This is a genomic window from Campylobacter concisus (assembly GCF_003049705.1).
Lineage (GTDB): Bacteria > Campylobacterota > Campylobacteria > Campylobacterales > Campylobacteraceae > Campylobacter_A > Campylobacter_A concisus_AR.
Genome location: NZ_PIRF01000001.1, coordinates 323,572 through 344,659, shown reverse-complemented (window position 1 = coordinate 344,659; position 21,088 = coordinate 323,572). Strand labels below are relative to the sequence as shown.

Below are 21,088 nucleotides of genomic sequence, written 5' to 3'. Positions count from 1 at the left end.
TTAATTATCTTAAGGGATAGAATAATAGGAGCTCTAAGAGTAAGTCAAAGATTAAAATTTACTTTTTCTAACTTCGTTTACTATTGCCTTAGCCATGTCGTCAACATCAGATGTTACTTCATTTGCTTTATTGACAATTACTACATTTTCTTTTGTAAGTGTGTCTATTTGAGCAACTGATTGGTTTATCATATTGATTCCCTCACTTTGCTCTTTTATAGATTCACTCATTTCATTGATTGATTGAGCTAGTACATTTGTATTAGCTTCGATCTCTGTTAGAGATTTTTGAGTTCTCTCTGCTAGTTTTCTAACCTCATCTGCAACGACCGCAAAGCCTCTACCATGCTCTCCTGCACGTGCTGCCTCGATCGCGGCATTAAGAGCTAGTAAATTTGTTTGATCAGCTATATCTCTAATAATGGTTATGATATTTTTGATCTCGTCACTTTGTCTAATAACATCAGATGTTTTTTGAGATATTGCATTCATTGAGCTTGACATTTGCTCTACTGCAGCAGCAGACTCTTGAAGTGAGCTTGCTTGTACATTTGCACCTTGAGTTAGTTCTTTCATTGACTGACTTAAAGACTCAGCCTTTTCTTCTAGCACATGGGCTTGATCTAAATTTGCTCTTAACATCTTGGCTATCTCTTCACCAAGGGCATTTATACCAACCGCCATTTTGCCATCATCTTCAAGCCTTTTAGTAAAGTCTTGTTTTTTAAAGCTTTCTAGTAGATTTAACACGTCATCGCCATTTTCCGCAATAGCATGTTTAAGTGCGATTTGTAAGTCTTTGAAAGTTTGTTTTAGCTGGCTAAGTGCAGGATTTGAAGTATCTGCGTTAAGCTGAGCTACGTAGTTACCTTTGCCAATTTGATTTACAAAAGTATTTGCTTCTTTAATGAAATTATTTTGCTCAGATAAATTTGCCTCGATTTGTTTGATATTCTCATTTATCAGTGCACTCATCTGTCCGATCTCGTCGCTACCACTACGATCTAAAAATTCAGCCTTATTAGATTTATAATTTAAGAAGTCAAAAAATCTAACTAAGCCATTTTTAGTCTGATCTATACCAGAGATCAGGTTTTTACCTATTAATGTAGATACTAGCAACATAAGCAAAATACAAATCGCAATCACAATAGAACTTATAATAAGTTCGGTATTTGCATTACCCTTAATACGTCTTGCATCTTTTTGCATATTATCAAGTAGTTTAAGTTCAAGCTCTCTCATCGCATCTATTGAAATGCTTATCTTTGAAAACCAACTTGCTGCATCATAAGATACATCTTCAGTGGCAACTACATTTTTAATAATATTCATTGCATCTATAAAATCAGCCTTTTTTATAGCGATAGCATCAAATTCGTCACTAAATTCTTTTGGATTGTAATCGTAAAAATCCTGCATAAATTTATTTATAACGCTATTTAGTGCAACTACTTTATTGTAGTCCTCTTTGCTTATGCTCTTTTTAGTAAAAACCCCATTTAAAGTAGCACGCAAAATACCAAGAGACTCTTTTATCTCACCAACAATAATGATACGCTTTAGATCATCTACCAAGCTAGGCTCGAGCTTATCGCTATATCCATTTATAGCAATAACCTCTTTTCTTAAAATTTTTGTTATACGGCTAATTAGATCATTGCCACTTTTTTGATCTACATTTGAGCGGATACTATTTATCTCTGAAGCTATTTCATTTTTCTCTTCAAGCTTATCAAGCATAGCGTCTACTTTTTTACGCTGCTCTAATAAATTTTTATTATCCCCTCCTGCTAACACACCTGAGCTAAATCCGCGTTCTTTTTGCATCTCATGGATAAAATTATTTTGATTTATTATTGTATCCACGATTTTCTCACTAAACTCTGCTGTTGAGCGAGTCTTTAAGATACCATTTAGCATGTATGCGCTCATGATACCAAGGCCAATAAGACTGACGATAACTATCGCCATAATCTTAGATTTAATACCTAGATTATTCATTTTCTCTCCTTTTAGTTTTTCTTAAATATCTGCTTCAAAAATAAAGTTATACGACTTTAATACTTAAAAATTTACCAACAAAAAATACTTTTGGTTATTTTTATAAAAAATATTGATTAACGCATTTATGTAAAATTTTAATTTATATTTAGCTTTATTAAATAGTAGGAATTTTTTAACAAAATTGTGATACATGCAAATAGAAAATAGCACATTTAAAATAAATGCCGTTCTCATCCTGAGAAGCTTCATTTTTTCTCCTTGAAAATAGTTAAGTCATTTTATTAATTTTACTTTTAAAAGATGTTAAATTTTAAAAATTAGAAAAAAGTGAGTTTTTGCAGAGAATTCCTGCTTCTCTGCAAATTTTGTATTTAGATTTATTTCTTTAATCCATATTTATCTAGCATTTTGTCAAATTCACCAGACTTTTGTAGCTCATCGATCGCTGCATCTATCTTCTTGATAAGCTCGGTGTGTTTGCCTTTATCAAACGCCATTGCAAATCCTTCCGTGCCATCAGGAACTCTTAAAAATTCTTCTAAATCTGGATTTTGTTTTAAATATTCAACCCCTATCGGACTATCAGTTAGTACAACATCGATTTTACCAGCGTTTAGTGACATGATAGCAGCTGCTACATTTTCAGCAGGTATCGATTTAGTGGTTATGCTTTTGGCTGCTTCTTCTTGCAATGTTCCAACTTGAGCTGAAATTTTCTTATCTTTAAGGTTGTCTTTATTTACATCTGAGCCTTTTTTGCGGATAAATAAATTTTCTGAAAAATAATATGGCTTGGTGAAATCAACCGATTTTCTTCTCTCATCAGTTGCACTCATTCCGCTTATGGCAATATCTATTTTACCGGTTTTTAATGCTGATATCAGTCCATCAAAGCTCATATTTGCAACATCAAATTTTATCCCAGTTTTTTTGGTGATCTCATTTAATAAATCTATCTCAAAGCCAACAATTTTATTGTTTTCATCAAGATATTCAAAAGGTGGATAATCAGCACTTGAGCCAACTTTATAAACTACATTTTTACTAGCTTCTTCGGCATTATTTGCTGCATTTTTTTTATTAGCATCATCGCCACAACCTAGTAAAAATAAAACCAAGCTTGCCATCAAAAATTTTAAAATTTTACTCATTTTCTACTCCTTTAATGATTTAAAATTTTGCCTAAAAACTCTTTTAAACGCTCATGTTGCGGATTTGTAAAGACATTTTTCGGTGTGTCATCAACTGCGATTTTGCCTTTATCCATAAAGAAAATTCTATTTGCCACATTTCTTGCAAAGCCCATCTCGTGAGTCACAACAAGCATCGTTATGCCCTTTGCTGCGACATCTTTCATGATATCAAGCACCTCGCCGATCATCTCTGGATCTAGCGCGCTCGTTGGCTCGTCAAATAGTATCACCTCTGGATCCATTGCTAGGCTTCTAGCGATTGCTATACGCTGTTTTTGACCGCCTGATAGCTTATGCGGATAGGCGAATTTCTTATCACTTAGCCCAACACTTTTTAGCAACTCATCAGCTCTTTTTTCTGCACTTACTTTATCTAAAATTCCCGCTTTTATCGGAGCTAGAGTTAAATTTTGTAAGACGTTTTTATTTGCAAAAAGATTAAAGTGCTGAAAAACCATACTCACTTTTTGGCGAATTTTATTTATATCTGATTTTTTATCTAAAATATCTTCACCATTTATCTTTATGTGTCCGCTATCTGGCTCTTCAAGGCGGTTTATGCAGCGTAAAAATGTACTTTTTCCACCACCACTTGGACCAATTATCGCTATAACTTCACCCTTTTTTATATCTACGCTAATATCATTTAAAACTCGCAAATCGCCATAACTTTTGTTTAAATTTTTAATCTCAATCATGGCGGTTTAATCTCCTCTCAAGTAGTTTTGTCAAAAGTGTAAAAAATTTAACACTCACATAATAGACAATGCCCGTAAAAATTACTGGCTCTGGGCTATAAAAGACCGCTTGCAAGCTCTTACTTTGCATCGTGATATCAACGACGCTTATATAGCCCACGACTGATGTCTCTTTAAATAGCGATATAAACTCATTTGCAAGAGCTGGCAAGATATTTTTTGTAGCTTGTGGAAAAACTATCTCGCGCATCGAAACATAGTAGTTTAGGCCCATCGCACGAGCCGCTTCCATTTGTCCTTTATCCACGCTGTTTATGCCACTTCGCACGATCTCGGCCACATAAGCAGAGCTATTTAGTCCAAGTGCGATGAGAGCTACATAAAAATTATCACTCCATGTTGCAAAAATGACAACTGAAAATATTAAAAGTTGAAGTATTACAGGTGTTCCACGTAAGATATCGATATATTCATCAATTATAAAATTTAAGACTTTAATATTTAAAAATTTAATAAACGCCAAGGTAAATCCAAGTGTTATGCCTATGACAATACCGCCTATAGTAAGCCCTAAAGTCACTCCATAACTTTTGATATAAGCGATCTCTTGAGCCTCACTAAGATCTCTTGGATAGAAAAAATATGCTCCAAGTGAGACGATTATTATAAAAAATAGAAATTTAGCTAAATTTTGAGCCTTCAACTTTGTCCTTCTCTTTAAAATATGGCTTTAAATAATACGAAAAAATTTATATCATTTTGCTTAAAAGTGTTTAAGGATCGGCACTGAATGTTGTAATTTAAAAAAATTTATATTAACATAAGCCATTTATCTTAATTTGAAAGGAAATTTATGAGCTTTGGGTCTTATTTAGCCATCGCCATCTATTTTGGCTTTTTGCTCTTTATCGGACGATATTTCTACGATAAAAATGCAAGTATGAACGAGTATCTGCTAGATAACCGTCGAATGGGTCCAGTGGTTACTGCACTTAGTGCTGGTGCTTCTGATATGAGTGGTTGGATGCTACTTGGCGTGCCCGGAGCATTATACGCAACTGGCATAGCAAATGTGTGGATGATAATCGGTCTTATCATTGGAGCTTACTGCAACTATCTATTTTTAGCAAAGAGGCTTAGAATTTATACTGAAGTTGCGAGTGATAGCATCACGATACCAGACTTTTTAGAAAATCGCTTTAAAGATAGGACTAAAATTTTAAGAATCATCTCTGGTCTTATCATTTTGATCTTTTTCACACTTTATGTAAGTAGCGGCATCATCGCTGGAGGAAAGACATTTGAGAGCTTTTTTGGTTTAAAATTTGCCTACGGAGCGGTCTTTACACTTGTTATTGTGGTCTTTTACACATTTTTTGGTGGATTTAAAGCAGTTAGTATAACTGACGCATTTCAGGGGCTTTTGATGTTTTGTGTCCTAGTCTCGATCCCAGTCGTAGCATATCTAAATTTAGACTTGTCAAGTGATACAAATTTACTAAAAGAGATAAGCAAGCTTGATGCAAATCACCTAAATCCATTTAGAGATCAAACTTTTTGGGGAATTTTAGGACTTATGGCTTGGGGATTTGGCTATTTTGGTCAGCCACACATCATTGTTAGATTTATGGCGATACGTGATTCAAAAGAGCTTGCTAAGGCAAGAAGGATCGGCATTGGTTGGATGAGCATTGGGTTACTTGGTGCGATTATGAGCGGACTTATCGGCTTTGTCTACTTTAGTCAAAGAGGCGGGCTTAGTGATCCTGAGACGGTGTTTTTAAAGCTTGGCGAGCTACTTTTCCCACCATTTTTTATAGGCATTATCATCTCAGCTGTGCTTTCAGCGATAATGAGTACCATCTCAAGTCAGCTTTTAGTTACATCTAGCTCGGTAACAAAGGACTTTATCTTTGCATTCTATAAAAAAGAGATTAGTCAAAATACACAAACAGCGATCAGTCGCTATGCTGTCGTAGTAGTAGCCATAGTTGCTACTATACTTGCCTTTATCTCAACAGATAATGTATTAAATGTCGTTGGCAACGCTTGGGCAGGATTTGGTGCGAGCTTTGGACCGGTGCTACTTTTTAGCCTTTACTGGAAGCGCATGAGTGCACTTGGAGCACTTGCTGGCATGATAGCTGGAGGTGCAACTGTAATATTTTGGATCACGTCAGGGCTAAACGCTTATGTTTATGAAATTTTGCCTGGCATCATAGCGTCTTGCATAGCGATCATTAGCATAAGCATCTGGGGAGATGCGATAAATAAAATGACGAGCGAACCTCACGAGCAAGTCATAAAAGATGAATTTGAAAAGATGAAAACAAGGCTTTAAGCCTAAACTTACAAGAAATTCCTAGTATCTTGTACTAGGAATTTCTGCTAATTCTCTCTTAAAATTTTAATCCCTTTTTCAGTTTTCTTATCAAAAACCTAGCTGGATGAAGCTCATGAAATAGTGATCTTTCTATACAAAGTGGACGATCAAGTACAAGATCGGCTATCAAATTTGCTCCAAGTATCGCTGTGCCAAGACCTCGTGAGCCGTGAGCAAAATTTACAAAGACATTTTTTTCGTAGTTTGCTTTTGGATTGTTATCTTTATTTTTGCTCCAAAATAGCCCTTTGTAGTTTTGTTTATAAAATTCCTCATCATACAAGGCGCCAATTATCGGAAACCTATCTCCACTATAGCTTCTATATCCCACACGTGAGCCGATAATGGTGGCTTTTGTGGTGTCAAAAAACTCGCTTACATCGCTTAAATTTTTAGCATTATCCTCAACTTTAGGCATATCGCAAATTTCATTTCTAGCGTAAGTAGCGCCGATAACTTGCACACCTTTGACGGCTGGACAAATGTAGCCTTTTGCGCTTAGCGGCATGGCATTTTTTAGCACTGGTTTTAGGTGCGTGACTTGACCTCGGACACTGCTTATTTGCATGTCGTAGTCCTTAAAAATTTCACTGCTCTTACTGCCAGTGCAAAAGATTAAAATATCGGTCTCTAAATTTTTACCATTTTTAAATTTAACGCTGATCTTGCCATTTTGAAGGTACTCTCTGCTCTCGTACTCATGGTTAAATAAAATTTTAAAGTTGCTTGATAAAAATTTACAAATTTCTCTTGGTCTAGCGTATGCACCATCTTTTATAAATATGCCAGGATATGGTTTTAAGTTCTCATCGAATTTAAAAATATCCTCTGCATTTTGATCCTGCCATGAGGCGTACCTTTTAACGAGCTCATCATCAAATGCGTAGTCGATGCAGCCGTTAAATTTGATAAGGCTTTTTGGCAAAGTTGCCTTGTAAAATCTCACTGCTTGCAAAAATGCGTTTAAATGCATGCGGCCTAAATTTACCCCAGGCTTCGTAACTAATGGCATCAAAGCACCACAGTGATTGCCTGAGCCATTTGTTGCGACCTCACCATTTGCCTCGGCGATCACCACTTTAAAGCCATTTTTGGCTAGCTCGCCAGCTGTTGCAAGTCCAGCCACTCCTGCTCCTATGATGAGCGCTGTTTTGCCTTTTACGCTAGAGGCTGGCTCGCATCTCGCAAACCAAGCATCTTTTAAATTTTTATCTTTTTTCTCTAGCACGGCGCTACTCATCTGGCGTTTTCTAGCGTATCCCTCTTTTAGGCTTAGCAAAAAGCCAGCACCCTTTAGCCCGTCTTTTACTATTTTTGCACACGAGTAGGTTCTAGCAATCGTGCCAACCCTGCTTAGTCTTGCGATCTGCCTAAAAATTTCTTCGCTCCAGATCGAGCCATTTTTACTTGGAGCAAAGCCGTCTAGAAACCAGATGTCGGCAATAAAATCAAGCTCAGGTAAAATTTCTTTAGCCTCGCCGTAGCAAAGATCAAGTGTAATATTTGGGGCAAAATTTATACGGTGTATGCCTGAGATTAGCGGCGGATAGAGCGAAACCAGCTTTTTGACATAAGCTTTAAAAATGCCTAAATTTTCATAAATTTTTAAAAGATCTTCTTTTTTAATAGGGCTTTTTTCGATACTAACAAAGTGAAGTTTTTTAGAGCTATTTTTAAATTTCTTACAAATTGTGAAAAAATTTAATCCAGCACCAAAGCCAGTTTCAGCGATAATGAAGCTATCTTTGATCTGCCAAATTTCATCAAGCGCTCTTGCAAAGACAAATTCACTCTCAAGCCAAGGTTTGTCGGTATTAAAGTAGATGTCACCAAACTCCTCGTTAAATGGAATTTGCCCTTTAAAGCTTAAATTTGCATTTTTCATCTATTTTTTGCAAAATATCCATCGATGCCATTTGCGATGCCGTTTGCAAGGGCATTTTGATATGCATCATTAAAGAGCTTTTCACCCTCGACTGGATGCGTGATATAGCCGATCTCAACAAGAACTGCTGGCATAAGAGCACCTACAAGTACCCAAAATGGTGCCTCTCTCACACTGCCGTCACTTGCAGCATAGACTTTTCTGGCACTTGCTAAAATTTCTTTTTGGATATCGATGCCAAGCTTGTTTGAGGCGATGATCTTCTCGCGGTTTAGCACGTTTAGAAACGTCTGCTGCGAAAAGTAGTTCATCTCTTCTATATCTGATTTGTTCTCAAGCGCGGCTGCGTTTTTACTACGTTCACTTCGTGCAGGCGATAAGAAAAATGTCTCAATGCCGTGCATGCTCTTTGCCTTTGTGGCATTTGGAGCGGCATTTGCGTGAATGGAAACAAAAAGATCAGCCATCTTATCATTTGCAAATTTTGTTCTTGTTCTTAAATTTATAAAGACATCGGTTGATCTGGTAAAAAAGACCTTGTAGCCACGCGCTTTTAGTATGTCGCCAAGTTTTTTGGCTACACCTAAAACCGCAGTTTTTTCCTGAAGCTTACCATTTACTGCACCTGGATCAGTGCCACCATGGCCTGGATCGATGACGATCGTTTTGTTGCGTGAAAATTTACCAGTCGCAACTGGTGGCAAAGGTGCTGCTACTGGCTCACTTTGTGCAGGCTGCGGCTTTAAATTTGGCTCAGGCTCTTTGTGTGGCACTTCTTCATTTTTGTTTTTAGTTTTATGAAGTGGTGCTTTTACATTTTCATTTGAGATAAAATTTTGAGCGCTGATCACAAGCAGATCACTTGTTGCATTTGCTTTTATAGTCTTTTGGATATTATCAGAAAAAATAACTCTAACAGTATTTTTATCATACTGCGAGATATGAATGTAATCAGATATGAAATTTTTATAAGTTAGCGGATTACCATTTAATCTACCATCAATATCCATAATATTTTTATATGTATTTTGCTGCTTTAAAAAGGATGTTTTTAGTTTTGCGGTATCGATTTTTGTATTAAACTTAAGCACTAAAGTGTCATTTACCTTGGTTGCACTAAGCAGCGTCAAAGTAGCGGTGCTAGGCGTGCTAGCGCTCTTTATGCCATTTAGTGCATTTAGATCTTTTATATACCCACTTGAATCAAAACCAAGCGATTTTGAGCTAGTTATGAGTCTTGTGAGTGCTTGTTTTTTTATATTTTTGTCATTTTTTATGATCGCGTCGACATAGATGTCTTTTATATCGTTGTGAAATTTGATCTTTGCACTTCTGCTTGAGCTGGCAAAATTTTTATCAAATTTTGCAAATATCTCTGAATTTGTCGCAGCAAAAAGGAAATTACAAACAATAAAAAAGAGGATTATCGCTCGTTTCATTCACCATGTACCAGCTTGTGCATTAGCTCTTTTACGCTTATTAGCTCTTTTAGTTTATATCCGTTTGCTCCCGTGAAAAATAACCCGGTCTCTTTTTTGCCACTAAATGAGTCAAACAGCCTATCAGCGATGCAATATCCAACCTCTTTAGCCCCTTTGCCCCTTTGACAAGGGCTCACACAGTTGCTTATACACTGGATCTTTGGTCCCATCCTTTTTTCTACCAAATTTATCAAATTTGTTCTAATCCCACGAGCCGGATAGCCAACTGGACTTTTTATAAGCTCTATGTCCTTTTCCTCGGCTGCTAGTATCACTTCTTTAAAGCCAATATCTGCGTCACACTCATGAGTTCCGATAAAGCGTGTACCCATTTGAACGCCGTCTGCGCCTAGCGATATTGCTTTTTCGATATCATTTTTATCCCAAATTCCACCGGCTGCGATGAGCGGAAAGTCGCCCCACTCTTTTATCTCGGCTTTTACTTGTGGGATTAGATTAAATAGCGAAAACTCAGGATCAAGGCACTGCTCGTAAGTAAAGCCCTGATGCCCACCGCTTAGTGGTCCTTCAAGCACAACTGCATCTGGTAAGCGGTCATATCTTTGTAGCCAACGTTTGCAGATGATCTTTAGTGCTTTTGCACTTGAGATAATAGGAACTAGCGCGACTTCTTTAAAATTTTGTGTAAATTCTGGCAAATTCGTAGGTAGCCCAGCGCCTGATACGATGATATTTATACCGGCTTCACAAGCGTCTTTTACCACTCTTGCGTAGTCATTTGCAGCGTACATTATATTTACGCCAAGTGGCAAATCTCCACAAATTTTTCGTGCATTCTCAATAATTGCTCTAAGACCTCTTGTTGAGTAGAAATTTTCACTTCCAAATGGCTTTGCATTTAGCTCTTTGTTTATAAATTTACGATTTTCATAATATCCTGTGCCAACTGAGCTGATTATTCCAAGACCGCCTTCAAGGCTGACGTTGCCAGCTAGTTTGTCCCAGCTGATACCAAGTCCCATACCGCCTTGAAATATCGGATACTTTATCTCATATTTTCCTATTTTTAATGGCTTTAACTCCATCTATTCAACCTTTACTTTTGCAAATTTACGCTTTCCGACTTGCAAGATATATTCACCTGCTTCTAATTTTAACTGCTCATCGCTAATCTTTTCTTGATTAATGCTAACCGCATTTGCCTTTATGTCGCGTCTTGCTTGAGAATTTGACTCGCTTAGTTCGCACTGTGATAAAGCTTCCACTATCCAAACTGGTGCTTTTAGGCTAAATTCTTTGATATCAGTTGGGAGCTGATTTTGAGAGTGCACGCTATTAAACTCAGCCATCGCAGCCTTTGCAGCCTCCTCGCCGTGATACCTTGCTGTTATCTCGTAAGCAAGGTCCTCTTTTGCCTTTTTTGGATGATACTTGCCGTTTTTTACGTCGTTCATCAAATTTTCTATCTCGCCAAGGCTTTTTGTGCTTAAAAGCTCGTACCAACGCCACATTAGCTCATCGCTTATACTAAGCGTTTTTGCGAACATATCATTTGCATTTTCGGTTACACCGATATAGTTTCCAAGACTTTTGCTCATCTTATTTACACCATCAAGCCCTTCAAGAAGAGGCATCATGATGACAGCTTGCTCTTTGCCAACATTATATGTCCGCTGTAAGGTTCTACCCATTAGAAGGTTAAATTTCTGATCCGTACCGCCCATCTCGATGTCGCACTTCATCGCAACACTATCATAACCTTGAAGAAGCGGATACATAAATTCACAAATTGAAATTGGACTGCCAGATTTTATCCTTTTTTCAAAATCATCGCGCTCTAGCATTCTAGCGACTGAAAATGTGCTAGTTAGCTCTATCATTCCAGCAGCTCCAAGCTCATTTGACCATTTTGAGTTAAACATTATCACGGTCTTTTTTGGATCTAAAATTTTAAAAACTTGCTCTTCGTAGGTTTTAGCATTTTTTAAAACCGTCTCTTGATCTAGCTTTTTTCTAGTGACTGATTTACCAGTTGGATCGCCTATTTGAGCAGTGAAGTCGCCTATCAAAAACTGCACGATCGCGCCATGTTTTTGAAGCAGTGCCATCTTGCTTAAAACGACTGTGTGTCCCAAGTGAAGGTCTGGAGCAGTTGGATCAAAGCCAGCCTTTACATAGAAATTTTCACCTTTTTCATAATAGTTTTTTATTAAATTCTCAACTCTTTCAAAGTCAATAATCTCGGCAACACCGCGTTTTATCTCTTGTAAAATTTTAGCTATATCTTGCATTATCTTTCTCCTAGTTATGGTATGGATCGCTTTGCGAAACGAAATCTATAATCTTATATCTATCTTTGATCTTCTCCCTTAGCTCGTTTGCATCGATATTTTCAGCTATCTCAACACTTATCTCAAATGTATCACCGCTAAGGTCATTTGCTTCATTTAGCGAGATTGTAGCCAAATTTACATCTAATCTAGCAAGATATGTTAAAAATTCAGCCAACGCGCCTTTTCGGTTCTCAAGATTTAATAAAATTTTATATCTATGTGGGGCATTTCTAGTCCATTTGACAAAGATGATCTCATTGCCCTTATCCATAAGCTTTCCAGCACGCTCACAAAGCTTGTGATGCACAGTCACATTGTGCCCATTTTTAAAGCCAACTATGCTATCGCCTCTTTTTGGGTTACAACAATAGTCAAACTCGACATTTGAAATTTTATGATTTGAATAGATTACAATATTTTCAAATTTTTGCTTTTTAACCTGATATTTATCGCCCAAAGAGATCATAAAAGGACGCTCTTTTTTTATATACTTTTTAAGCATATTTACGACCTCTTGCAAAAAATCGCTTTCAGTTGCAGCACGAAAAACTTTTTTGCTTAAATTTTCATGCTCTATCCAGTCTAAAATTCTATCTTTTGAAACGTCAAAAACTGACTTTAAAATATCAACTGCAATTTTATAATTTATATCTTTTATCTTTTGTTTGCAGTATGTCCTTATCGTAGCCCTTGCTTTACCAGTTCGAACGCTATTTATCCACGAACAGCGAAATTTTGCCTCTTCGCCAGTTACGATCCTTACAATATCGCCATTTTTTAGCTCTGTTAAAAGTGGCATCCTGACGCGATTTATATAAGCTTCTTTTGCGTAAAGTCCGATCTCTGTGTGAATCTCATAAGCATAATCAAGTGCAGTAGCCCCGCGTGGAAGCGTAAAAACCTCACCTTTTGGCGAATAGACCGCAATATCTTCTATATAAAGACTATCTTTTGCATATTCATAAAGCTCTTCGACATTACTTTCAGCTTCATTGTTTTGCATACCAATGTCGTTTAGCCAGTCAAGTTTTGGATTAAGTAAACTGCCCTCGCCGTTTTTATATTTCCAGTGAGCTGCGACACCGTATTCAGCTGTTTTGTGCATATCGTAAGTACGAACTTGTGCCTCAAAAATACTCTTATTATCAAAAATAGTTGTATGTATCGTTTGATAACCATTTTGCTTTGGAAGTGCAATATAATCCTTAAATCTTGAAATAAGAGGATTAAAATTTATATGCAAATTCCCAAGCGCAAGGTAGCAATCAAGCGGCTTTTGCACAAGAATTCTAATAGCAAGCAAATCAAGCACCTCTTCAATCGAAATCCCTTTTCTTTGCATTTTTAAATAAATCGAATAGTAATGCTTTATACGTTTTTGTATCTCAAAAGTACCCTCAATAAAGCCATTTTCAAGCAAAATTTGATTTACTTTCTCGTAAAAGGTATTTAGCTTAAGGCTAAGCTGCTGTTTATTTTTATTTAAAAAGCTATCGATCTTGGCGTATTCTTCTGGCATAGCATATTTAAAACTTAGATCTTCAAGTATGTTTTTAATCGATGAAATTCCAAGCCTATGAGCGATCGGAGCGTAGACCATAAGCGTCTCTTCAGCAATACGTTTTTGTTTTTCTACTTTTAATGCATCAAGGGTTAGCATATTATGAAGTCTGTCACAAAGCTTAACCACAAGAACTCTAACATCCTCAATGGAGATTAAAAGCATTTTTCTAAAAGTTAGCGCCGAGCTTGCTAGTTTTTCATTACTACTTGAGCTTGCAAGCTTGTTTTCTCTTATAGCAACTATCTTTGTAAGCCCTTCAACCAGCTTTGCCACTTCATCGCCAAATTCAGCCTGAACTTCGCTAAGTGTAACTTCAGTATCTTCAACTACATCGTGAAGTAGTGCAGCTATGACCATGCTCTCATCTCCACCCATATTTGCTACTATTGATGCTACCAATATAGGATGGATTGCGTATGGCTCGCCACTTTTGCGATATTGACCAGCATGAGATGTGACACAGCTATCTATAGCTTTGTCTAATTTCTCGCTTCGTTCGCAAAGAGAAAAGAGCAACGTTATAGCTTCTGAAACATTTTTACAAGGTAAAATTTGTTCTATTAGCTGCTCTAAAAAAAGACTATTTTCCTTCAACTATTGCCTCTAAGCCTATTTTACCCTCAGCTACTTCAAGTAGCGCAATGTCAGCAAATTTCATCTTTGAAGTATCGGCTTCTACAAGCACTACTGCTCCATTTGCTAGTGCTTCTGCACGCTTTGCTACGATAAGTGAAAGTTTATATCTATCATCACCAACCTGTTTTAACGCTCTTGCTGTTATTTGTTCTGTTCTCATATTTATCCTTTTTAAAATTTATTTTACTACTGAGTATAGGGCTGCTTCTTCTTCATTTATTATTTTTAATAAATTTCCAGCCTTAAACATATTACAAACCAAAATCGGCAGTGAGTTATCTTTAGCTAAAGCTATGGCAGTATCGTCCATAACCTTGATATCATCGCTCATTGCCTTTTCATAGTTTAGTGATTTTAAAAGTTTTGCATCTTTGAATTTTTTAGGGTCTTTATCATAAACGCCATCAACCTTTGTAGCTTTTATGATCATATCTGAGCCGATTTCAATAGCTCTTAAAGTAGCTGCCGTATCAGTTGTAAAGAAAGGATTGCCGGTACCTGCAGCAAAGATGACAACTCTGCCTTTTTCTAAATGGCGCTGCGCACGTCCCACGATGAAAGTCTCACAGATCGCTTCCATTTTGATTGCACTTTGCACTCTTACCTCTAGCCCACTTCGTTCTAAAGCTTCACGCATTGCGATCGAATTTATAACAGTTGCTAGCATGCCCATGTGATCGCCACTCGTTCGTTTGATGATGCCATCTTTTGCGGCACTCACACCACGTATAATGTTGCCACCACCTATTACGATGCCAACCTCGATACCATTTTCGACAAGCTCTTTTATCTCATTTGCTATAAATTTAAGCACCGCCGTATCTATGCCAAAACCATTCTCTCCCGCTAAAGCTTCGCCTGAAAATTTAACCAATACGCGTTTTCTTTTACTCATTGTCTTGCTCCTTAAAATTCACGCATTCTAGCCAAAAAGGCTTTAAATTTAGTTAATAGTACTTGCAAAGTGGCTATTTTGAGATCATCTCAAGTGGATCGATGTGGTAGTTTCTTTGCGTCACTTCAAAGGTTAGATCGTTTCTAACTCGGCCTATAACGTAGCCTTTTTGCACAACTGAGCCTACCTTAACCGTCGGTGCGATCTGACTTAGGTGAGCATAGATCGTGTGGATGCCATTTTCGTTTTCAATGATGACTACATTTTCAAGCATCGGAGTTGCTTTTGCAAAGACCACTTTGCCATTTAGCACGCTTTTGACCTTGGCATCTGACGTGGTTGAGCGAAGCGTGACTGACTCATTAAAAATTTTGATGTTATATATCGGATCTACGTAATTTCCAAATTTTTGCTTTACGGTGTAGCTATCAAGAGGAGCGATTGTCTTTGCACCTGAATATTTTTTGACTGAGCTTGTTTGATAGCCTCCACCCATTGGCTGGCTCTTCTCACCTTTTTTACTACCTTTGCTTGCAGCTGCTTTTTCTTGTTTTTCTCTAGCAGCACGTGCGGCTTCATCTTCTTGTTTTTGCATGATAGCAAGCTGTTCTAGCGTCTTTCTTAGCTCATCTTGCTGGGCTTGAAGCTTGGCTAGCTTTTTGCTATAAATTTCCTTATCTCGCTTGAGCCCATTTATAGTATTTTTCTGCGTACTTTCTAAATTTTGCAGGTCGCTTTGTTTGCGTCTATAGTTTTTAATACTTGAGTTTATCTCGCTTATTTTGTTTGATTTATTTTTTATCTTCTCAATCGTATCTTCATAGTTCTGGCTAAGTCTTTTAAAATCCTCTTTTGTAATAGCATTTAGCTTGGTTAAAATTTGAGATGAGATGATGCTCTCCTCGCTTTGCTTGCCCTCAGTTGCAGACATCAAAAGATCAAACGACAAATCTTCTGCGATGATCCTTATCATATTTTGCTCTAGCTCTTTTTGTGTGCGTTCTAGCTCTTTGTTTTGTTTCGTTAGGTCATCAAGCTCAATAAGTGCTTTTGAAGCATTTGTCTCAAGGACTGAAATTTGACCCTTTAAATTTGTGATATCGCCACTTATACCGCGAAGTTTTTTCTCGCCATTTACGATATCACCAGCCAAATCATCTAGCTTTTTACTAAGCTGCTCGCTCATCGCCTGACTCGATCTTAGCGAGTTTTTGGAATCTTTGATCTTCTCTTTGGTATTTGACGCAAAAGCTAGACTAAAAGCTAGCAAAAATATAAAAATTACTTTTCTCATATCGTGCTTTTTCTAGCCTTACTCATCACTAAACTAACAGCAAAAATACTTAAAAACATAGCCACGCCAAATAAAATAAAAATATCCCTTGAAGGATCAAGACTAGGCAATATCACATCAATGCTTGCGGCATTTTCTCTAAAAATTTCAATGCCCGGCAAGAAAAAGAAAAATGCACCAACTGCAACGGTAGCAACTAGGCTATCAACCATGGCTGATTTGTAAAGCATGGCTGATTTTAGCCAAAAAGGTGCTCCAAAAAGCGTCATAATCTCAATGCGCTCCCTATGCTCAAATAGCCAAATTTTAGCCTGCTTAAGCATAAGCATAAGCCCAACAACACAAAGTATCGCCATAAAAGCATACGATATACTTTTGGCTAAATTTAGTATTTTAAAGACCTTATCGTGAGTCTTTGAAAATGTCTCAACCTTTGTGATCCCATCAAATTTTAAAAGCTTTTGCTTTAGCTCATCCATGTACTGCGGTGTCGGGAATTCGCTAAGTTTTAGTGAGTAAAATTTAGGTAGCGCATTTTGCAGTATGGATAAATTTTTAGCAGAGATGTCATTTGAAAGGCGGTCGATTATTTTTTGCGGACTTAGTGACTCGAGGCTAGCTAGATTACTCACGATCGCCTTTAGCACGGGCTCACTTAGCTCTTTACTTGAAACTATGACGATGTTGTAGTCATTTCCCATGAGCCTTTCATAATCTCTCACAACCTTATCGGCAGTTATACTAAACTGCACGGAAAACAAAAGCGCGATTAGCGGCAGGATAAATCCAAGATGATTTTTAAGCGATCTCATGCACGCCTCCATTTTCTATAACAAAGTGGCGGTATGGGATACGAAGCGTTGAGGGAATGTGATGAGTCACCACAACGACGCTTGTGCCTAAAAATTCCCTAGCTGATTTTAAAAGTGACCAGATGACGTCGCTCGAGTATTCGTCTAAATTTCCCGTTGGCTCGTCGCATAAGAGCAAATTTGGATTGTGCGCTAGAGCTCTTGCCATGGCAACTCTTTGCTGCTCACCACCACTTAGCTCACGAGGATATTTATCGGCTTTATGAAGCATATTTACATGTTTTAAAAGTTTAGCCACTTGCTTTTTGCTCACATTTTGATTGATGCCTTTGATGATGAGGGGCAACATAACGTTTCTTTCCACATTCCATTCATTTATCAAACGATAATTTTGAAATATAATGCCAACTCGCTGCCTAAGCTCACAAAGCCTTTTATCATCGATGTCGTCCATTTGTGTCATGCAGACATTTAGCTCTCCAGCAAGAGGTGAAATTTCTCCATAAAATGATTTTAAAAGTGTGCTTTTTCCACTTCCACTCTTGCCTGTGATAAAGACAAAATCATTTGCATAAATATCTAAATTGACGCTATTAATTACGATTTCATCGCGTTCATAAGCTAGGCTCAAATTTCTTGCACTAATTATCTCTTGCATCAGCCAAATACTCCTTCAAAAGCTCGTGTGCAGCTAAATTCTCACGAATTAATATCGGTTTTTTTATAAAATATTCGCTTTTCTCATCGCTTATTTTGATAAAACATTGCTCGGGTTTATTAAATGCTCCAAAAGCAACTTTTAGCAAAATTTCATCTTCATTTATGATATAAATTTCTTCGAAATGTAAAAAATAATCTTCTTTTTTGATGATAAAATTTTTAAAATTTTTAATGATATTTTTTACGCTTGTCTTTTCTTTAAAGCTAAAATCTCCAGCTAAAACACTCTCGCTACTTTCAATCTCACAAGTATAAATAACATCATAAATATCCTTATCTTGGCGTCTCCAGCGGTCTTCATACTTACTAGTTACTTCTAAATTTCTATTTTTAAAAGCTTCTATTTTTGAGTTTGTAGGCTCTAAAAATTTACTCAAGCTAAAGTCGCAATACTCCTTGCTGTCAGTCCTTAACTCAAATTTACCGCCAAGCTTTAGTATCCTCTCGCATTCAAGTGCAAATGCCGACGAGACCACACGTCTATGCTCTGCTTTATCCCATGGCACTGGAAAATGTAAAAATACCCTATCGACTAAATTTGAGCCAATAAGCGAGAGTAAAAGTCTGGCGTCGGTGTTTATTAGACGCACGTTTTCTAGGTCATTTGCCTTAGCTAGCTTTGCTACTTGCTCGATACTTGGCTTATAGACCTCTATGCCGATAACTAAGGCATTTGGATTGTTTTTGGCTTGATAAAGTAAGTGTCTACCAGAACCAAAGCCGATCTCTATAAAAATTTGATCAAATTTATCTTTTAGCTCGCAAAATGCTGGCACAAATTCTTCAAGGCTTAAAATTTCACTCACTTTTTTAGTCAAATTTGTCTTTTTTACAGCAAATGCTTGGCTGATTACATCATTGCAATTTTGCTCTTTAAAAAGCTCCAGTGCCTCTTGCAAAAGACCAACTTTAGCTGGCTTTGTAAGCTTCTCTCCCTTTACAACAACGCCATTTTTACCGGGCTTTACAACTAGAAAAAAGCTCTCTTCTTCATTTTTTGTGTAGATGAGCCTCTCGTTTCGCCCATTTGCCTGCCAAAGAAATTTGACTTTGTCATTACCAAATGGAAACGAGAGCTCTTTTAAAGACGAAGCGATGAAATTTGGCATTATTTTATGCTAACTTCTGCTTTTGATGACTTGTCAGAGGCAATACCGTACTCATCGATAGCTACGACGCTGTAAGAATAGCTAGCTCCTTTTTGCACGCTATCATCTCTAAGTCCAGTACCATCTATGCCACTAAAAATTTTCTCACTTGCGCCACTTCTATAAACAGTGTACGAACTAGCTCTATCAACTGCACTCCAGTTTACATTTACGCCGCTACCATCGTAGCTAGCACTAATATTTGGAGTCTTTGGCGCACCAAGTGTTATCCCCACAATTGGCTCTTCTTGTTTTAAGCTCTCAAGGCCGTCTTTATCGACTGCTGTGACCCTGTAATATCTCGTAGCTGCATTTGTGTTTATGAGATCCTCATAAGTGTTGCTAGTCGTTTTTGCTAGGTATGTGTAAGGTAAAATTTTACTCACTGTCCTATAAACCTTAAAATAAGCAAAATCCTCAGCTGGCGCGTAATCCCAAGTTAAAATTATCTTTTTTGGTGCATTTTTTGTTGCCTGAAGGTTTGTTACTGATTTAGGGTAACTCCTTTGTCGTTGCACTTATGTTTTGGCTTGGTTTTGAAACAACGCCTGAAGAAGTTTTAACTAAAATTCTATACTCATAAGACTTACCAGGTTTTACCTCAGTGTCGATATATTCAGCATTTAGTCTGCCATTTACCTCTGCGATTTGACTAAATTTATTAGCTCCTGCATCACTTCTTTGAATAATATAGCTTGCCACGGTGCTATCAGGATGTGGTCTCCAGATCACTTTTACACGTCCTGGAAGCCCTGTAATAGCTTGCGAAAACGGTACTGAGTCAAGTAGCGGCTTTGTGGTTGCTGTTGCGATCGTGCCCGGTTGAGAGATGGCGTTACTTGAGTAGGTTCTCATTTGGTACGAGTAGGTTGTCTCTGGAGCTAGATTGCGGTCCACATAGTGCGTTGCAAAGCGGTCTTTTATGTTTGCAACTAGTTGCATTTTTGAGTTTGCATCATTTGGATTTGAGCGGTAAAGATAGTAGCCAACGACGCTCTCATCTGTTACCGGATTCCACTCGAAGCCAACTTCTGTCATATCTGAAATAGTTTTTAAACTTGTAATCGTAGGTAGTGACATGCTTTGCTGAGTCGGTACGCTAGAGCCGCATCCCGCCAAGAAAGCTGCTAAAAATGGTGTCAATATGCGTAGGGCAAATTTTTTCATCAAAAATCTCCTTGGGAATTTTTTTGTAAATTATCTGGTTAAAGTCATCATACGTTTTTGCGGTAAATTCTACCCTTTTGCCAGTTCTTGGATGGATAAAATAAAGCATATAAGCGTGAAGCATAACCCTGCTTATTTTATCGCCTTGGCTCTTAAATCCGTATAAATCATCGCCTAAAATATGGCGGTTTATGCTAGATAGGTGCACTCTTATCTGATGAGTCCTGCCTGTAAAAAGTTTTGCTGCTATTAAATTTATGCCATTTTCGCTTAGTAAATTTACAAAGGCACTTTTTGCAAATTTAGCATCCGCAACGATCGCTTTTTTTAGGCGATTGTTTGGATTTCTGCCGATTGGCTTTTCTATGATGACATCCTCTTTTAACGGCAGGTCGGTGAGTGCTAGATAAATTCGCCCCATACTCTTATCGCTTAGCTGCTCGCTAAGTTTTGCATGGGTGAAGTTGTTTTTAGCAACGACGATAGCACCACTTGTACCCTTATCTAGGCGGTGGACGATGCCAGCTCTTACATCGCCATTTAAATTTGAGAGCATAAATCCCTTTTTATTTAGCCATTCAACAAGTGTCGCCTCTTTTACACTCGGAGCTTGATGAACGACGATTTGTGGGGGCTTGTTTAGCACTATGAGATCGTCATCTTCGTAGATGATTGGGATGTCAAAATTTACTTCGTATTCGTTTTGCACCTCTTTTCTTGGGGCAAAATTTACGCAAATTTCATCGTTTTCGCTCAGTAAAAAGCTTGGTTTTGAGACTGGTTTTAAATTTACGCTTACAAGGGAGTCTTTTATCAAATTTAAAGCTTGATTGCGTGAAATTTGAAGCTCTTTGGCTACTGCTACGTCGAGTCTTGAGCTGTTTAAAACATTAAATTTAACCAAAATCAAA

Annotated in this window: 19 protein-coding genes; 1 reads left to right on the top strand and 18 read right to left on the bottom strand. The window is 37.4% G+C overall.

Features of this window, described 5'->3' with window-relative positions; translation table 11 throughout:
* Nucleotides 1-51: 51 nt before the first annotated feature.
* The 4 genes from CVT05_RS01700 to CVT05_RS01680 form a co-directional block, all read right to left on the bottom strand.
* Nucleotides 52-2,004 carry a methyl-accepting chemotaxis protein gene (locus CVT05_RS01700; RefSeq protein ID WP_107697606.1) on the bottom strand — a complete coding sequence of 651 codons (1,953 nt, stop codon included), beginning with the start codon at nt 2,002-2,004 and terminating at the stop codon, nt 52-54.
* Between the two features lie 380 nt (nt 2,005-2,384).
* Nucleotides 2,385-3,158, bottom strand: a complete 774-nt coding sequence (locus CVT05_RS01690) for a basic amino acid ABC transporter substrate-binding protein (RefSeq protein ID WP_107697604.1) — start codon at nt 3,156-3,158, stop codon at nt 2,385-2,387.
* Nucleotides 3,159-3,169: 11 nt separating this feature from the next.
* Nucleotides 3,170-3,898: an amino acid ABC transporter ATP-binding protein gene (locus CVT05_RS01685; RefSeq protein ID WP_107697603.1), complete on the bottom strand. Its 729-nt coding sequence runs from the start codon at nt 3,896-3,898 to the stop codon at nt 3,170-3,172.
* The gene (locus CVT05_RS01680; RefSeq protein ID WP_085658195.1) at nt 3,891-4,601 is read right to left on the bottom strand and encodes an amino acid ABC transporter permease; all 711 of its coding nucleotides are present in this window, start codon (nt 4,599-4,601) and stop codon (nt 3,891-3,893) included. The genes CVT05_RS01685 and CVT05_RS01680 overlap by 8 nt, the downstream gene beginning before the upstream one ends.
* A gap of 150 nt (nt 4,602-4,751) precedes the next feature.
* On the opposite strand from CVT05_RS01680, the gene putP reads away from it, so the two are divergent.
* Nucleotides 4,752-6,239 (top strand): sodium/proline symporter PutP, encoded by a 1,488-nt coding sequence (putP, locus tag CVT05_RS01675; protein WP_107697602.1) that lies wholly within the window; start codon nt 4,752-4,754, stop codon nt 6,237-6,239.
* Between the two features lie 58 nt (nt 6,240-6,297).
* Here the strand turns inward: putP and mnmC are convergent, their stop codons facing one another.
* The 14 genes from mnmC to CVT05_RS01605 form a co-directional block, all read right to left on the bottom strand.
* Nucleotides 6,298-8,166 (bottom strand): bifunctional tRNA (5-methylaminomethyl-2-thiouridine)(34)-methyltransferase MnmD/FAD-dependent 5-carboxymethylaminomethyl-2-thiouridine(34) oxidoreductase MnmC, encoded by a 1,869-nt coding sequence (gene mnmC / locus CVT05_RS01670; protein ID WP_107697601.1) that lies wholly within the window; start codon nt 8,164-8,166, stop codon nt 6,298-6,300.
* Nucleotides 8,163-9,605, bottom strand: a complete 1,443-nt coding sequence (locus CVT05_RS01665; RefSeq protein ID WP_107697600.1) for an N-acetylmuramoyl-L-alanine amidase family protein — start codon at nt 9,603-9,605, stop codon at nt 8,163-8,165. The genes mnmC and CVT05_RS01665 overlap by 4 nt, the downstream gene beginning before the upstream one ends.
* Nucleotides 9,602-10,693: a nitronate monooxygenase gene (locus tag CVT05_RS01660; RefSeq protein WP_021091713.1), complete on the bottom strand. Its 1,092-nt coding sequence runs from the start codon at nt 10,691-10,693 to the stop codon at nt 9,602-9,604. The genes CVT05_RS01665 and CVT05_RS01660 overlap by 4 nt, the downstream gene beginning before the upstream one ends.
* Nucleotides 10,694-11,899 carry a tyrosine--tRNA ligase gene (gene tyrS, locus CVT05_RS01655; protein WP_107697599.1) on the bottom strand — a complete coding sequence of 402 codons (1,206 nt, stop codon included), beginning with the start codon at nt 11,897-11,899 and terminating at the stop codon, nt 10,694-10,696.
* A gap of 10 nt (nt 11,900-11,909) precedes the next feature.
* Nucleotides 11,910-14,099: a RelA/SpoT family protein gene (locus CVT05_RS01650; RefSeq protein ID WP_107697598.1), complete on the bottom strand. Its 2,190-nt coding sequence runs from the start codon at nt 14,097-14,099 to the stop codon at nt 11,910-11,912.
* Nucleotides 14,086-14,301, bottom strand: a complete 216-nt coding sequence (locus CVT05_RS01645) for a DNA-directed RNA polymerase subunit omega (RefSeq protein ID WP_021091717.1) — start codon at nt 14,299-14,301, stop codon at nt 14,086-14,088. Before CVT05_RS01645 ends, CVT05_RS01650 begins: the two co-directional genes overlap by 14 nt.
* Before the next feature lie 18 nt (nt 14,302-14,319).
* On the bottom strand, nt 14,320-15,036 hold the full coding sequence (gene pyrH, locus CVT05_RS01640; RefSeq protein WP_054196984.1) for a UMP kinase: 717 nt from the start codon (nt 15,034-15,036) through the stop codon (nt 14,320-14,322).
* A 73-nt stretch (nt 15,037-15,109) separates the two neighbouring features.
* The gene (locus CVT05_RS01635; RefSeq protein WP_107697597.1) at nt 15,110-16,330 is read right to left on the bottom strand and encodes a murein hydrolase activator EnvC family protein; all 1,221 of its coding nucleotides are present in this window, start codon (nt 16,328-16,330) and stop codon (nt 15,110-15,112) included.
* Nucleotides 16,327-17,142 (bottom strand): FtsX-like permease family protein, encoded by an 816-nt coding sequence (locus CVT05_RS01630; protein WP_107697596.1) that lies wholly within the window; start codon nt 17,140-17,142, stop codon nt 16,327-16,329. The genes CVT05_RS01635 and CVT05_RS01630 overlap by 4 nt, the downstream gene beginning before the upstream one ends.
* Nucleotides 17,129-17,800, bottom strand: coding sequence for a cell division ATP-binding protein FtsE (locus CVT05_RS01625; RefSeq protein ID WP_021091805.1), 672 nt, complete (start codon nt 17,798-17,800; stop codon nt 17,129-17,131). Before CVT05_RS01625 ends, CVT05_RS01630 begins: the two co-directional genes overlap by 14 nt.
* Nucleotides 17,784-18,971 (bottom strand): tRNA (guanosine(46)-N7)-methyltransferase TrmB, encoded by a 1,188-nt coding sequence (gene trmB, locus CVT05_RS01620; protein ID WP_107697595.1) that lies wholly within the window; start codon nt 18,969-18,971, stop codon nt 17,784-17,786. The genes CVT05_RS01625 and trmB overlap by 17 nt, the downstream gene beginning before the upstream one ends.
* Nucleotides 18,971-19,396 (bottom strand): hypothetical protein, encoded by a 426-nt coding sequence (locus CVT05_RS01615; protein ID WP_223154226.1) that lies wholly within the window; start codon nt 19,394-19,396, stop codon nt 18,971-18,973. The genes trmB and CVT05_RS01615 overlap by 1 nt, the downstream gene beginning before the upstream one ends.
* Before the next feature lie 106 nt (nt 19,397-19,502).
* Complete coding sequence (locus CVT05_RS01610; protein ID WP_180381474.1) at nt 19,503-20,177, bottom strand: fibronectin type III domain-containing protein; 675 nt, start codon at nt 20,175-20,177, stop codon at nt 19,503-19,505.
* On the bottom strand, nt 20,110-21,081 hold the full coding sequence (locus tag CVT05_RS01605) for an RluA family pseudouridine synthase (RefSeq protein ID WP_107697594.1): 972 nt from the start codon (nt 21,079-21,081) through the stop codon (nt 20,110-20,112). The genes CVT05_RS01610 and CVT05_RS01605 overlap by 68 nt, the downstream gene beginning before the upstream one ends.
* Between the last annotated feature and the right edge of the window lie 7 nt (nt 21,082-21,088).